General features: G+C 41.3%; 15 protein-coding genes. 3 read left to right on the top strand and 12 right to left on the bottom strand.

What is annotated here, in order from left to right; genetic code table 11:
• Positions 1-64: 64 nt before the first annotated feature.
• A complete protein-coding gene (locus J2Z48_RS09540; protein WP_307252958.1) occupies positions 65-232 on the top strand; it encodes a hypothetical protein in 168 nt (55 codons plus the stop codon).
• Positions 233-314: 82 nt separating this feature from the next.
• Here J2Z48_RS09540 and J2Z48_RS09535 read toward each other — a convergent pair whose 3' ends face one another.
• The 4 genes from J2Z48_RS09535 to J2Z48_RS09520 all read right to left on the bottom strand — a co-directional run bounded on the left by J2Z48_RS09535 (position 315) and on the right by J2Z48_RS09520 (position 5,361).
• Positions 315-482 carry a hypothetical protein gene (locus J2Z48_RS09535; RefSeq protein WP_307252956.1) on the bottom strand — a complete coding sequence of 56 codons (168 nt, stop codon included), beginning with the start codon at positions 480-482 and terminating at the stop codon, positions 315-317.
• A 289-nt stretch (positions 483-771) separates the two neighbouring features.
• On the bottom strand, positions 772-1,227 hold the full coding sequence (locus J2Z48_RS09530; RefSeq protein WP_307252954.1) for a hypothetical protein: 456 nt from the start codon (positions 1,225-1,227) through the stop codon (positions 772-774).
• Positions 1,228-1,378: 151 nt separating this feature from the next.
• A complete protein-coding gene (locus tag J2Z48_RS09525; protein WP_307252953.1) occupies positions 1,379-4,219 on the bottom strand; it encodes an AAA family ATPase in 2,841 nt (946 codons plus the stop codon).
• Positions 4,216-5,361 (bottom strand): metallophosphoesterase, encoded by a 1,146-nt coding sequence (locus tag J2Z48_RS09520; protein WP_307252952.1) that lies wholly within the window; start codon positions 5,359-5,361, stop codon positions 4,216-4,218. Before J2Z48_RS09520 ends, J2Z48_RS09525 begins: the two co-directional genes overlap by 4 nt.
• Positions 5,362-5,479: 118 nt before the next feature.
• Between J2Z48_RS09520 and J2Z48_RS09515 the strand changes: the two genes are divergently transcribed.
• Positions 5,480-5,950 carry a hypothetical protein gene (locus tag J2Z48_RS09515; protein WP_307252950.1) on the top strand — a complete coding sequence of 157 codons (471 nt, stop codon included), beginning with the start codon at positions 5,480-5,482 and terminating at the stop codon, positions 5,948-5,950.
• Positions 5,951-6,012: 62 nt separating this feature from the next.
• On the opposite strand, the gene greA is transcribed toward J2Z48_RS09515, so the two are convergent.
• The 7 genes from greA to asd all read right to left on the bottom strand — a co-directional run bounded on the left by greA (position 6,013) and on the right by asd (position 12,930).
• A complete protein-coding gene (gene greA, locus J2Z48_RS09510; protein WP_307252947.1) occupies positions 6,013-6,489 on the bottom strand; it encodes a transcription elongation factor GreA in 477 nt (158 codons plus the stop codon).
• Positions 6,490-6,849: 360 nt separating this feature from the next.
• Positions 6,850-7,389 carry a DUF2339 domain-containing protein gene (locus tag J2Z48_RS09505; RefSeq protein ID WP_307252945.1) on the bottom strand — a complete coding sequence of 180 codons (540 nt, stop codon included), beginning with the start codon at positions 7,387-7,389 and terminating at the stop codon, positions 6,850-6,852.
• A 4-nt stretch (positions 7,390-7,393) separates the two neighbouring features.
• Positions 7,394-8,554, bottom strand: a complete 1,161-nt coding sequence (locus J2Z48_RS09500; protein ID WP_307252944.1) for a DUF2339 domain-containing protein — start codon at positions 8,552-8,554, stop codon at positions 7,394-7,396.
• Positions 8,533-9,207 carry a DUF2339 domain-containing protein gene (locus J2Z48_RS09495; protein WP_307252942.1) on the bottom strand — a complete coding sequence of 225 codons (675 nt, stop codon included), beginning with the start codon at positions 9,205-9,207 and terminating at the stop codon, positions 8,533-8,535. Before J2Z48_RS09495 ends, J2Z48_RS09500 begins: the two co-directional genes overlap by 22 nt.
• A 39-nt stretch (positions 9,208-9,246) precedes the next feature.
• On the bottom strand, positions 9,247-10,614 hold the full coding sequence (locus J2Z48_RS09490) for an aldehyde dehydrogenase (protein ID WP_307252940.1): 1,368 nt from the start codon (positions 10,612-10,614) through the stop codon (positions 9,247-9,249).
• 127 nt (positions 10,615-10,741) lie between these two features.
• Positions 10,742-11,962 (bottom strand): MFS transporter, encoded by a 1,221-nt coding sequence (locus J2Z48_RS09485; RefSeq protein WP_307252939.1) that lies wholly within the window; start codon positions 11,960-11,962, stop codon positions 10,742-10,744.
• Positions 11,963-12,090: 128 nt separating this feature from the next.
• Entirely contained in the window at positions 12,091-12,930 is an 840-nt protein-coding gene (gene asd, locus J2Z48_RS09480) for an archaetidylserine decarboxylase (RefSeq protein WP_307252938.1), read from the bottom strand.
• 131 nt (positions 12,931-13,061) lie between these two features.
• Here asd and J2Z48_RS09475 point away from each other — a divergent pair, with 131 nt between their 5' ends.
• Positions 13,062-13,472, top strand: a complete 411-nt coding sequence (locus J2Z48_RS09475; RefSeq protein ID WP_307252936.1) for a hypothetical protein — start codon at positions 13,062-13,064, stop codon at positions 13,470-13,472.
• A 165-nt stretch (positions 13,473-13,637) separates the two neighbouring features.
• Here J2Z48_RS09475 and J2Z48_RS09470 read toward each other — a convergent pair whose 3' ends face one another.
• Complete coding sequence (locus J2Z48_RS09470; RefSeq protein ID WP_307252934.1) at positions 13,638-14,780, bottom strand: S8 family peptidase; 1,143 nt, start codon at positions 14,778-14,780, stop codon at positions 13,638-13,640.
• Between the last annotated feature and the right edge of the window lie 4 nt (positions 14,781-14,784).

Here is a 14,784-nt window from a genome sequence, read left to right as displayed (position 1 = left end):
TTATTCCAGTATAGCTTCATCTGGTTTGTGAAACGTTATATACAAATCCTGGAGGTGGTCTATTATGAAACAACCGAGAAAGATAGAGCAAACGAAGTATAATGCTGAATTTTCCAATGAGCTTCTAGGGATGCAAGAGGCTGAGGGAGAAAACTTTGTACAAGCGGCTATTAACCGTGCGTATAGCCAGTCTGGTGATGTGGATGAGGCTGAGCAGGAACGTGTGGAGTAACAAGGTGATGCAAGGGCTATAAAGTAACAAAGGCTTTAAGAACGGTTGGTTAGTTGGTTAGTCATTGTAACGGGGCATGTATCTATCCACAGCTCAAATAGTGAGCCTGCGAAGATGTGAAATGCAAGTCCGCTCCGTCCTTCGAAGCAAGGGCTAGATACATTGCCCCTAGTACATTTTCATTACTGGTTGGCTTGTCAGGAACTGCTAGTGCAATAGTCTTTTGTTTAGGATGATGAGCTTGATCCAATCAATTTATTGTCCTCGATCATCACAGTACCTGATTCATCGATTGCCTGTTCATACAATCAATTAGGGACGTCAATGAATACCCAAAATGAATATCCGATATACGAAAGCCACTAGCCTGAGTAAATGAATTTACATGCAGGGATAGTGGCTTTTTTGTATTAAGTGAGTACCTACTAGTAAACCGCACCAAAAGCGTATGGTACAGAGAACAGATTCTCCTGCCCTCGATCAACCAATGATTTTAATACAGACTTGCTAAATCAAATTAGCCTTCCTATCAACCCAAACTAAAACGGCTTCACTGCCGCGAAGTATAGAATCACCAATGAAAATAGCACCGTAGCAAAAGTAACCCATACATATACTTTTAACATCCCTGTTTGAGCATCCTTCTGCGCAAGTTGCTTCATTGCTTTTCCACTCAAGATGGACGCAACGACCAAAGATAAGACAGCCGCAAGCGTACCACCATGTTGCATAAATGTTAACCAAAACGGCTTTGGAACACCTTGACTGATTAGCTTCTGCCAGCCATCAAACAACATATAGAATCCTGAAGCAAGAACCACTGTTGCCGCTGGGTGAATCAACATATAGGACTTCTTTAAAATTCCTGTCAGTACCTGATTTCGACTAGCTGAAGCATCGAGTTGACAAATCGAAAGCAAAAGAACACCGATGGTAACACTCGCTCCGATCCATACCATTAGACCGAACAAATGAAGAAATAATGCCAATGACATCAAAAAATTCCCTCCCATGATTATCCTACATTAAAATAATTATTGGATAATCGCTATTCATGTTTTAGATTAGCCAAAGGTTCTTTAATAGTCAATCACAGAAGGGCAATCGTCATAAAAAAACATGAAAGGCATAATCAAACATACTCCATCACAACGATAATGTAATCGAATGATGCGGAAGCTGATACATGTTTAATAGTTCTCGCTCACGGGTTTGACAGGTACAGAGAATAACCTGATGTTCCTGTGAAAACTGATGTAATAGTTGCAGGGTTTCTGAAAGCCTGTCTTGATCAAAATGAACGAAGCAGTCATCTAAAATCAAAGGAAGTCTTGTCCGAGTCATCTCCGAATAAAACTGTAGTAAAGCAAATCGTAATGCTAGGTACATCTGATCAATCGTTCCTGTACTTAGATGTTCCACAGATTTCCGTTCCCCAGTCTCAGGAACAAATACACTTAATTGGATTCCTTCTTTCGGATCGATGTTAAGAGCTTGATAGCGATTTTGTGTAATGGTGCGAATCCATCTCGATGCATGAGGAGTTAAGCGTGGAGATAAATCTTCTTGGAACTGACGAGACGACTCCTCCAAAGCCTGCTTAGCCAGCTCCAGAATCGTCCGCTCTTCCTCTAATTCCAGAATCCGATTCTTAGAACTTTCCCACTCACTCTCAACAAGAGGCAACCTCGCAAGTTGCTCTTCACAATCTTCCAACGTTTTATCGAGCCTGACCAACTCCATTTGCTGTGTCTCTCTCACGTGTTCGCGATCCCTCTGCTGTTCTTCCGCTTTTGCCAATTCATACTCCCAATCCCGATAACGATCTTGCAACAAACTTACTTCACCCAAGTATTTCGACTGAATCTCACGAATCTGAACCCGCTGATTCTTCCATTGATCGAGACAATTTTCCTCTTGGATTTGCTTGCTCCAAACCTCATACCGTTTCTCTGCCTCTTGAATCTGCCAATGTAATTGAATGAGATGCTTATGACGTTCGTACCAGCTTTCAAGCTCCCCGAAGGTGCTAACCCCAAACTCCAGGTATTTTTGCTCTAATGAAAGCTCGATCTGCTCTCTCTCTTCGCTTTTCTCCGTAATTTCTCGGTCTAAAGCCTCTGACTTCATCTGAAAGAGGCGATATTGATCTTCCGCACGTTGCTCTTGTTTTTGAAGATTACGAATAGCTTCTTTCCAAGAAGAAACGGAGAACTCAGGAACGGGGCGAATGTGCTTCTTCATCCATTCTTCAATCTCTTGCTTTCGCTCCTCTAGTTGTATTTCTAAATTACGACGCTCAATGGTTTGAACCATCGATTGATTCAAGCTTCCTTGAATCTCTTCACGCTTTAATAGCAAATCAGTCAAACTCCTAACACGCCATACTTGCATGATTTGCTTCTGTTGTTGCGTATTTTCTTGGAGCTGATGATCTAAGTCTTCAAGTACCACTTGCATTCGCTTCTTCTGATGTTGTTCTGTTTTCTTACGTGATCGATCCTGAACAAAGATCCGTCTATATTGCCACAATAAAAGGAGAGGAATCACCAAAGCTCCGAGGCCTAGACCCCAGTGAAAAAAGGCAAAGCCTCCGGGAATTGCCAGCGTCACGATCGAAGCAAGCAACCAAGGGACCGAACTCTCTTTCTTCTGAGTATGTTGGGTCTTCATTTTCAAAAACTCTTGATGAGCAATCGTTTTCTTCTCATGCAATTGATTTTGTTCATCCTGCAGGATTCCTAGTTGTTCTAAATCGTGATTGATCTGGGTAAATTTCTGTTGTTCCTCTTCTTCCTCTACATACTGAAGCGCTTGATAACGCAAATCCCCTGCTTTAAAATCATCTAACTTTGAGAGCATAATAGAGGCGCGATCTTTCTCAACACTACTCATCTGTTCCTTCCGTGTACGAGCAACTTCCAGATGCTCGCTGACCTTACTGAGCTCATCACGAGCTTGCGCCAACTTTTTACGTAGTTCTTCACTCTGTTTATATAAAAGTTGAACTTCTTGAAAGAATTCAGTCGATATTTCGCGAGTAGCAGCAACCTCTTGTTGTTCCCTGCGCCAGTCTAAAATCTGTTGCTCTAATAATCTCCATTGGTCCAGTCGTTGCTCCAGCTGTGCCTTTGATTTATAAAGATATTCAAGTTGCTGGACATCTACTTCCAACTCGCGAAGATCCGCTACCTTTTGTTTAATCTGTTCAATCTGATGCAAGCACTCCCGTATCTGATGTTGACTTACCTCTATCTGTTTCGTGATGTCACTACGTTGTTCGTAATTGATTTGAAGCTGATGGCGTACTTCTTGAAGCGTAATTACTTCTTGTTTTAAGGTACGTTCTCTCTCACATTCAACGCCGTAGGGCTTATGGCGTGCATATTCACTTTTTCCAATCGCTTCAAGTTGTTGATCCAGGCTCTCCAATGCAGAGAAACCGTCTGGATTTGCCCCATTCTTCAACAACTTGGTCATGCGCTCCACCATCTTCTGATGAAAGGAGTGATCCTCTTCTTTTCGTTTCGATATCTGTGTCCACATGCCTGATGTAAAAATCCCCACCCGCCGGTATGCCTCACCACTGAGTCCAATCTGCTTTTCCACAAACTGCCGATCCTTCTGCTTATTCATCGTATACAAGGCAGAGAGATCCTCGCCTGTTTTTAGATCAACTAATTGTTCTTGCGAATCAGGGAAAGCAAAGGAGCGATATAGCCGAAAAAGCTGCTCTTGGTATTCGTAATCAATTTCTCCACCATATTCGCTACTTTGCCATGGCTTAAATGAATCATACCAATCTGCTTCTTTCCGCTTTTTCAGGCCTTCTTTTTTCTCTCCAAACATCAGTCCATAAATGCCATGAAGCAAGGTAGACTTTCCTGCTTCATTGGGAGCTTCTATGAGATTTATTCCGTCTTGAAATTCAAATTCTTGGTTAATCCACCGACCGAAACCACGAAATTTCACTCGTTTGATTTTCATAGATGAGCAAGCTCCTTTACCAATAATGCTTCCAATCCCTTATACATCGCCCGTTTGATGAGCCTGCGGCGGTCTTCATCCTGTTCTTGCTGTAAATTTTGCTCCATCCGTTCAATGAATAACGATACTAGCCCACTTTGCTGTCGATATTGCGCCAAGTCAAAATCGGGAGTCGTCTCATCTTCTAACCATACATTCTGATATCCCTGTTCAGCTAAGAGCCTACTATACCAAAGCTTTTCCTGTTCAAGTGACAACTCTAAATCTCTTCTCCCGCCCCATTGAATTCGGTAGTAGGACTCTTTTGGGAGCTTTTGAACCTCTGCCAACATGCTCTCCAGCACTTCATCTCTGGTTTGACAGAAACTGATATCGAGATCCACTTTTTCATACGTACGATTATGTAACGATACTTCCTCTATCTGAACTCCTTTTGAACGCAATTTGCCCCAAGTTACCGTTCGTCTGCCTAGCTCCTTCCAATTTTGCGCCTCTGGAGAACCCGCATAACGAATGATCGTCTTTTTCTTATTTTTTAATTGAACTTGTCCTGCTTTATGAATATGACCCAGTGCTACATAATCAAATGTTTGATCAAAGAAATCCTTTTCCACAAGTGGAAAGTACTGACTCCCCTGACCCGGTGCTTGAAGATCTCCATGACAAACACAAATATTATATTCCATGTTGGTACGTAACCTCGGAAGAGTCGACTGTGATTCTAAAAAACTAGTAAAGCCTCTCCCCGCGATTGAAAGCTTGCGCGTACTATCCACATGCTCTTCCCATTCGCCACCAAAAATATGGACATGCTTTGGCCATATAGAAGAACGCAAGTAATAAGATCCCTCCATATAAGGGTCGTGATTCCCAGGTGCAATAAACACCTGCGTCGAAGGGATTCTTTCTAATTGCTCCATGACAAAACGAATGGTCGACTTGGTTACAGCACTATGCTCAATAAAGTCACCCGCTATGAACAAAAACGGAAGCTTATGATCCTCTACAAAAGAAATGATTCGACGAAACGTATCACGATGCTCTTCATAACGCACCATCAACTGCTCCGCTGTCCCTTTCCATCCAGAGATAGGTCGATCAAGATGTAGATCAGCTGTGTGCAACCACTCTATTTTTTTCATTTCATCCTCCTTAATGACTTGTCCGCCCTGTCAAATTTATACACTCTCTTGTATAGATCCCATATAAGCTAGGCAAACTGAAACTATAATAGGAGATTCCTAGAAAGAGGAGATCAATATGGTTCCCGTAAGAAGAATAATTCTCTTGGTTTTCTGTTATTTCCTTCTTTTACCTAGTAATAAAGTTACTGGAGATTCTGCCTCTTTTCATGAGCCCATCCCCATTTCTTCGATGCAAGCAGTCTACCATCATGAACAGGGTGACACACCCCTGCGAGTGAGCTCTACAATGAGACAAGAAGTAAGCATGGTTTTATCGGAGATCCATCAGCTATCTGGACTTAATTCACTCCAATTACCTGCTTCCTACTACCATGTTCACTTTCCCACTCCCGTTGTTTTAACCCTCTTCTCACCCGTGAGACATCCCATTGATGAAATCATTGTCACATTGCCCCACAACGCTTGGGATGAATACCATCTATTAATTAAAAACCAACACAATCAATGGATTGAATATAAAACGCATCGAACTCTTAGTATCTTTGTCAATCAAGTAACCGCCTGGAATACCATGCAACCTCGCTAGTAAACAAGAACGAGCCGATGACTAAATAGTCGTCGGCTCTTATCGTTATTCCGCTAAAGGAATTAAGAAATCTTTACAATTTTAAACTGAATCGTTCCATCTGGAGCAGGTACGTTTAGCAGATCGCCAACCTTTTTACCGATCAATTCGGAGCCGATTGGGGATTCATTCGAAATCTTACCTGAGTCCGGATCTGTCTCAGCACTACCTACGATGGCATACTCTTCAAAATCCCCATCTGGAACTTCTTGAATGGTCACTTTCGATCCCACACCCACGACATCTTTCTTAACTTGATCACTGCTAATAATCTTGGCATTACGAATCATATTTTCCAGCGTGATAATTCTAGATTCGATAAACGCTTGCTCTTCCTTCGCAGCATCATACTCAGAGTTCTCACTTAAGTCACCTTGAGCAATCGCTTCTTTTAAACGCTCTGCTACCTCATGGCGTTTCACTGTTTTAAAGTATTCAAGTTCTTGTTTCGTTTTTTCGAGTCCTTCTTCAGTCAGGAGAACTTCTTTTTGAATGGACATGACTAATTCCTCCTAAATCATGATCGTTTTTTCTATTCTAGCTTATAGATCCGGATTTTTTTCACGTCCCATGCATATGTTCCATTTTAACTGTTTATGCAAAATGTAAAGGTATAAATTACCTATTTTTGATCCAGGGGACTTATAGAGCATCAAAAAAGCGCTCTCTAAAATATCAATGGTATTCTTATATCACGCCAACCTATCCATGTCAAGTTACACTGACGACTATATTAGCACAAAGAATTCAATCATCCAAGTAGGAGGATCAAATTATTTTCTGTTTTTAATATTCTGCCCTCGCCATAAAAATCCTGCTAGATCTAAGCTTTTATTAAGAAAATATGGTTACTCCAGATATCATTTTATTTCGTTACTTATGAACCAATGCTTCTTTTTCTGATACAGATAGGAAACACTTAGCAAGATAATCCCCAACACAATCAAAGATAAAGTTCTATATAAACTGTTTAAAAATGAAAGGTCGAATAGGAAAATTTTTAAAATCGCTAGAGCCATTAAACCAAATGCAGTTAATCGTAACTTCTGTACCTTTTGACGTACTCCCATCCATAATAGAAGACAAGCAAAGAGTAACCATGCAATCGAAATGGCCAGACGCGACATATTGGCTAATTGAATCAATCTTTCCGCCTCTCCCTTAGGCACAAGGGTAATCAGATGTGAGAAGGTATTGGAAACCCCTACCGTCACAAGTTCAAATAAGGCAAGAACAATCGTAAAGATAAACCCGTACAAGAAAAACGATGACTGTTTGGGAAGCCAAGCAATCCAACGATCTCGCCATAAAATTTGTAAGAATAATGCTGTACTTAATAAGAAAAAGCTGATTAATCGCAAGTTAAAAACAGGGACAAACTGCTCAATGGAAGGTACCACAACACTACAACAAGTGATAAAGATCGCACTCCAACCTAAGATGCACCAAGTAGCAAACACGAGAGCGTATTTTTCTGTTCATCCATGTTAAACCAATCGCAAATAGAGTCCAATCGATTGACAAAGTTTGATTTTCTAGATATCCAATTTGCGCTAAATTTGCACCTTTCTCTAATGCTTGGATCCAGAAATAATTGATCGTTTCAACCGTCAACCATTTAAAGGGAATGAGTATCAGAATCGCAGACAATACTTTTGAAATCCATTGATTCCTTTTAATAAAAAGATGTTGCATTCGATTCCGATAAAATAAGAAGACAATTAGCATGCTAAGTAGCGAAATAAGTGTTCTTATATTTAAAATAGGCACGTACACAGACGGATGTAACATCTCCATTAACTGAGGAATGAGGATAAACAGTCCAAAACCAACTAAAATCCACACCCAACCATCAAATAAAAGAAGCTGTTTTTTTCGTGCGAACATACTATACAGAGCCGCTAAGCCCAACCAGATTAGCCCTATAATCTCCATCTCAAAGCTACGCAACAGCTGACCGGACTGTAAATGAACCACATAATAATCGAGTCCGTGTGCTAGCTTCTGGGTGAAAAACAATACAATCAATACTGACCACGCGATGTGATAGCTATCCTCCCACCACTTCCAACGAGGTATCATACTCATCCAATTTGCACTTACGTAGAGTATCCCTACAAAAATACCAAGTAGCCCTACATCCACCCACTGACGGGACAATTCACCTTGCACCCACACCACTGATGTTTCTTTGCAAAAATAAGAAAAAATCACTAAAAATTGAACACTTCCTAATATAATAGAATATTGGGATATACGTTTAAATCCATACCAGATAACGGCCAAACCACACAAACTCCATGCGATAACTAACGTAACTCCTGATAACATTTGCGCCAATCCAAGAAAGACTAAAATACCAGGAGAAAGCTCCCAACGTATCATTCGATTTAAGGCCATTTCTTCACGTTTTCGGCTTTGTGTCATCAACCAGAGATACACTACACTACTTAACAATAGCACGATGCCGGATATGACTGATCTACGAAAGCCTCCAATGTTGCCAATCTCAAGCAACAGGAACAGCGGTATTAGATATCCCGTCACATCATAGCAATCTTCCACTTCTTCACTCGATCCATCAGATATTCAAAGCTTACAAAAATCAACCCATAGAGACAAGCTAACGCAACATGTAATGCCCGTTCTTCTCCATACGGCTTATCTGAAACCCAAATAAGTAACATCAGGTGAACTGCACCAAATGATAGAGATTGTAAAATCCACCAACTAGGGCGACGATATACCAGAATTAACACACCGATTGTAAGAGCTCCTAGATAACTAAATAGTCCAATCGTAGAGCCATGATCACTATGGATTAATAATGGAGTCACAAAGCCTCCGAACCAACCCAAAAGTGCAATCGCGATGGATGAATATCGAAATCCAATCCAAAATGCCCCGATTGTCACAACTGACATCAAAGCAAATCCTACCAACGTGGGAATCAAATGATAAAATTCATAAGCGGCAAAGCTCGTTGTATAAGACACTGCAATCGCAGTCCCCAATATTCCTTGTGCAAAAATAGGAAGTCCTTTTTTATGAGTCCGAATCCCCATCCAAGCAAACAAACCTGCTACCAAATACCCTAAACAAACTTGCATCGTTTCGTTAATCCAGTCATGGTCAACCGCATATTTATAAAAGAAAATCATTCCAAATATAATCGCTAATGCCCCGATTCGATTTAACCACTTTCCACCAATTAACATCTCCCACTCATGACGAGTACGGGATTTTTCCTTACTACCCTACCGAAACAACCAACGCAATAGCGAAATCTTATTTTCCTTTAAAGGGTAACGGATGCTTGGGTCAAATAACGTCGTTTGATGAACAATTCCTTTTTGATGCGAAAAAGCATCAAAACTAAACTTACCATGATACGCTCCCTGACCGCTATGCTGAACTCCTCCAAAAGGAAGATGGATATTCGATAGATGAACTACCGTATCATTCACACATCCACCACCAAACGAAACGTTCTGCAAAATGGTTTCCACTTTCTCTTTATTCTCAGTAAAGAGATAGAGCGCTAGAGGCTTAGCATACTGCTGAATCCGCTTTATGCATTCCGACAAAGACTGATAGGAAAAAACAGGCAAGATCGGTCCAAAAATTTCATCCTCCATGATGGGTGAATCCCATGATACTTGATCTAGTACAGTGGGCGAAATCCGTAGTTTGTCCTCATCCACTTGCCCACCTACTACAGCTTCACCATCACGAAGAAAATCTCTTAGCCGTTCAAAATGGCGCTTACTCACAATGCTTCCGAAATTATCTGCCGTAAGCGGATCATTTCCATACACAATCGAGATATGCTTCTGAATCAATTGAATCAGCTCAGACTTCACCTCTTCATGAACCAGCAAATAGTCTGGAGCTACGCACGTCTGACCTGAGTTACTAAATTTCCCCCACACAATCCGGCGTGCTGCCAAGTCTAAATTGGCATCCTTCTCGACAATAACAGGGCTTTTTCCACCTAACTCGAGAACAACAGGCGTTAAATGCTCCGCAGCCGCTTTCATCACGACTTTCCCCACAGAAGTACTTCCTGTAAAGAAAATATGATCAAATGGTAATTCCAGTAGCGCTTGACTCACCTCCACGTCTCCTTCGACCACAGCAATATATTCTGTAGGAAAAATCCCGTCTATTAGCTGAGATAGCACTTGTGAGACATGCGGTGTATATTCGGAAGGCTTCAAGATCGAGCAGTTTCCAGCACCAATCGAGCCGATGAGCGGATTTAACAGTAACTGAACCGGATAATTCCACGGAGCGATAATAAGAGAAACGCCAAAAGGTTCTGAATAAATCTTGCTTTTCGCTCCGAATAAGGAAATTGGATTTGCTACTCTTACTGGTTTCATCCACGATTTCAGATGCTTTTTAGCAAAGCTGATTTCTTTATAAACCATCCCAATCTCCATCAGATAGGCTTCATATTCGTTTTTGCCTAGATCCTGCTGTAGAGCTGTAAACAACTGCGATTCAGACTGTTTGACAGCAACCCGCAAACGTTCTAACATTTCAAGGCGAAATGATAAGGTTCGCGTAATCCCCGAATGGTAATACTTTCGCTGTGCTTCTAATAGCTCTTGGTATGACACTCATTTCCCTCCCTTTATCTACTAACTAAACAAATGATTCGAAATTGGGGATCGATATTTCTGTTTCTAGTATACTATGATCCATTCCCCGCGTTTAACTTTTTCATCAAAAACGAGTGACTTCCTTTTACGTGGAAGCCACTCGTTTCCCATTTGCTGCCTTACGGATTAACCACCATGTTAGCACCTGCATGAAGGCAATCGGCAACAAATACCACCTTATATGAATGAGATCTGGATAATACGAAATCCATATAATGAAGCCAAATACACTGAGAATCCTGCCTATATTTAAAGCCAGCTCTCTCGAAACCACATATTCAACCCGTAATTCCACATTTTCAACCTTTTCGCCAATTACATCAAATACAATGGATAAGATCGGATTATAGTAAAAGGGAAAAAACAAAAAGATGCCTATTCCAAACGCGAACATCGACCAGGTATTTAACAAAAATAAATAGGGCAAAAAGCACACTCCGAGCGCTATCGCACCCACAAACATGGCTTTGATTCTACGTTCAGGGGTCATCCATTTTCCTACAAAATAATACGAGATAAGCGAGACGAGGTTACAAACTGTATAAAATGTACCCAATGTAAGTTCGCTTCGTGCCGTTAGATAAACCAAAAGCCCTGTAATAAAGACGAAAACGCCCTCTCGTATTCCCTGAACCAGCATCGCCAGATTAATCCAGTGCCATTTATTCTCCCGATTCCACGCAATACGAAGTACTTCTTTTAAGCGATAACTTCCTCGAGAACTTCGTGCCTTCAAAAAGAAACTCACAATAACGGCCGCGATAAAAATCCCCAGCGAAATCCAAAAAATAATCCGATAACCCGTGAAATGATTGATTCGTGTAATGATCCAACCAGATAATATAGGTGCTATAATCCCGGCTAAGGAGTTCGTAAACCCACTGATTCCATTAAAATAATCTCGATTCTCACGTTCCGTAATCTCAAAGTACAGAACATTAAAAGCTAGCCAGTAAAATCCACTACCCACACCGATAAAGAAACCCAGCAACACCACATAATCTGCGGCACTGGTGCCTAAAAATAAGACAGTCAGATAAAACAATGCTTGAATCGCCACTCCTAATCGTATTGCAATCACACGATCGACCTTTTTCGTAAGCCAACCGGCAAATACGAACGTTACCGCCACCGAGATATGATAGGTTAAATTATACCAACCAATCAGCAGAAAATTTTGTTTCAACTTCCATAAATATACGTTTAAAAATGTATTAGACAGAGCTAACGAAATTGCATGTAACGCGCTAATGGTAAGGAGATACCAAGCCTCTCGATCTAAATGTTTATGTATCAATTGCTTCATAGCCTTCACCCAACATTAGCCTGCTCCAAAAAGCAGTTCCTTATGAGAAAAACCTTTTTAGACGAAAAAGCATACTTTTTTCGTCTAAAAAGGTTTTTTGTTCTTCCGTCCGTCGTTGCTACTTCTTTCTAGCCCACTATCTTAGCAATGGATTTACCCATAACAACTTGCGTTCCTACTTCCTCCGGAATCGTCCATTCAATTCGATTTGGTTCAAACAATAGGATGACAGTGGAACCAAACTCAAATCTTCCTAGCTCGTCGCCTTTTGACAAATGAGGCTCTTCTTGATACCGCACTTGCTTATTTGCTCTGTGTCCTTTGTTCGTGCTCACTTCATCATACGTTACCTTAATACTTCCTACATTCGTCGCTCCAACCTTTACTACCGCAACGAGGCCAGCTGATGAACGGACGTAGGTAACGAGTCGTTCATTCACTGCAAACAACTCTGGAAACAATCTCATTCCCAAAGGATTTACTGGATATAGAGGTCCTGGAAGATACGCATACCCTTCCACATCTCCTTCTACAGGCATATGGATTCGATGATAATCACGGGGACTGAGGTATAAAGTGACAAATTTTCCACCTTGAAACTTCTCCACATAGTGAGGATCGTTTCCTAACAGTTCAGCAAGGGAGTACTCTTTTCCCTTCGCATAGACACAGGACCCTTCTTGAATGATACCAATCTGGGAAACCGCTCCGTCTACAGGACTAACGACCTGATCCGCATTCGGGTCAATTGGGCGAGCTTCTGGTTTTAATTCCCGTACAAAAAAATCAAGCAAGCTATTAAATTGATCTAACGGCTTCTTTACTGGCTCTAATTCAATTTTAAAATGGTTAATGTAAGATGGGATCACCTTTTTACTGATTGGGTGCTTTGCAAAAGCTCCTGTAATTCTTGAAACTCCACGTGTAGGAAGTGTTTTCCATATTACACGATATAACGAATCTTTCATTTGAACCTCCGGATATTTTATTAAAAAAGGGAATGTTTGCATGTAATTAAGCCGCCTCTAGGGGGCAGACTATGAGCACAGGAGGTGAAGAATTCATGAATAAAAACAACTCTTCACAAGGAAAATCAAAAATGAACGCGCAACAAGGTCCAAATGTAATGAACAATGCGCGAGATACCGAGTTTGCTTCTGAATCAAGTGTCGCTAATTCGGTTGCAGCTAACGCCGCTTCTGCTAACAGCAACATGCAAGGCATGGACACTGAGTTTGCTTCTGAATCAAGTGCCGCTAACTCTGTAGCTGCATCTAATTCTGTTTCTAATGCCGCCGCTTCTGCTAACAGCAATATGCAAGGCATGGACACTGAGTTTGCTTCTGAATCAAGTGCCGCTAATTCCGTAGCTACATCTAATGCCGCTGCGAACGCCGCTTCTGCTAACAGCAGTATGCAAGGCATGGACACTGAGTTCGCTTCTGAATCAAATGCTGTTGCTAATAACATGCAAGCACGGGCTAAAATGAACAAAAATCAACAAAGATAGTCGGACAGTCCAACCCCACTCCAATGCATGAGAGATGGAGTGGGGTTGTTACATAATATGTAACGTTAAGTTTACCACAGAATGATCAACAGATTGAATCTATAATTTTATGTAACGAGCCTAATTGGTTACCTAGAAACATCCATTTCTAAGTAACCAATTTTATTATAGAGAACGCCTTGCCACCTTCTGCAATGACTTACATGCCTGAACCGCATTCACCAACCCAATATCTTCTGCCTCAATTCTCCTTGATGTACGAAGTAACAAGTACCGAATCTGCTCTGGATTAAGCGTATTATCTAGCCCAAGGATGAGTGCTACAATTCCAGAAACATGAGGCACCGCCATAGAGGTTCCACTCATCTCTTTCTTCGTTTGATTCAGCCATGCAGAAGGAATCTTTTCTCCAGGTGCTGCTACATCTACCCCCTTACCCCGATTACTAAATGAAGAAATACCATTATCCATCGAAACAGACATAACCGCAATCGTTTCTGGGAATCTGGCTGGGTAATCAATTCTACCATTTAACCCTTGATTCCCCGATGCTGCAATCATAACAATCCCTTTTTTATGGGCTACTTGAATCGCATGTCGCAATGATTCACTTACTTTTTCCATTCCAAAACTCATATTAATAACGTTCATATTATTTTCGATACACCAGTTAATCGCCGTTAATAAATCAGAAAGATTGGCACTTCCCTTCCGATTAAATGCCTTCACTGCATAAATGCTCGCTTTTGGAGCTACTCCAATAATCCCCATCTCACTCGATCTTCCTGAGATCGTTCCCGCTACATGCGTTCCGTGTCCGTTGTAGTCCATAGGAGTGGAACTAGGCGATAAGATATTCACTCCACCACGGAAATTCGGTTTAATAGCAGGGTGTTCGCTATCAATTCCCGTATCAATTACGGCTATTTTGATCCCTTTCCCTTTTGTCCTGCCCCATACTTTCTCCGCTTCTACGCGTTGTACCCCCCATGGAACGGTCACATAAGGAGAAGCAAAAGAAGTGGAGTTTGAATTATTTAAATAAGGTTCTGTAATCGTAATTCGAAGATCTGGTTCCACTAATTCTACATCTGGATGCTTTCCGAGTCTAATCTCAGACTGATGGTCGGGTGTATACTCACCAATCACAATGCCAATTTCAGCTAAAAAACGAACAGGCCGAACCCCGAGTTGGCGCATTTCTCGAATATAACGATCTAGTTGAGAGCCTTCTTTCAGATTATAAATTCTTCGCAACCTCTTTACACGCCTAGAGGAATTCGAAGGGGTCCACCAGCTCTGTGTCATTTTG

Source organism: Croceifilum oryzae (assembly GCF_030814315.1).
Lineage (GTDB): Bacteria > Bacillota > Bacilli > Thermoactinomycetales > Thermoactinomycetaceae > Baia > Baia oryzae.
The sequence above is the reverse complement of the archived record's forward strand: the minus strand, read 5'-3'. Positions and strand labels throughout refer to the sequence as shown.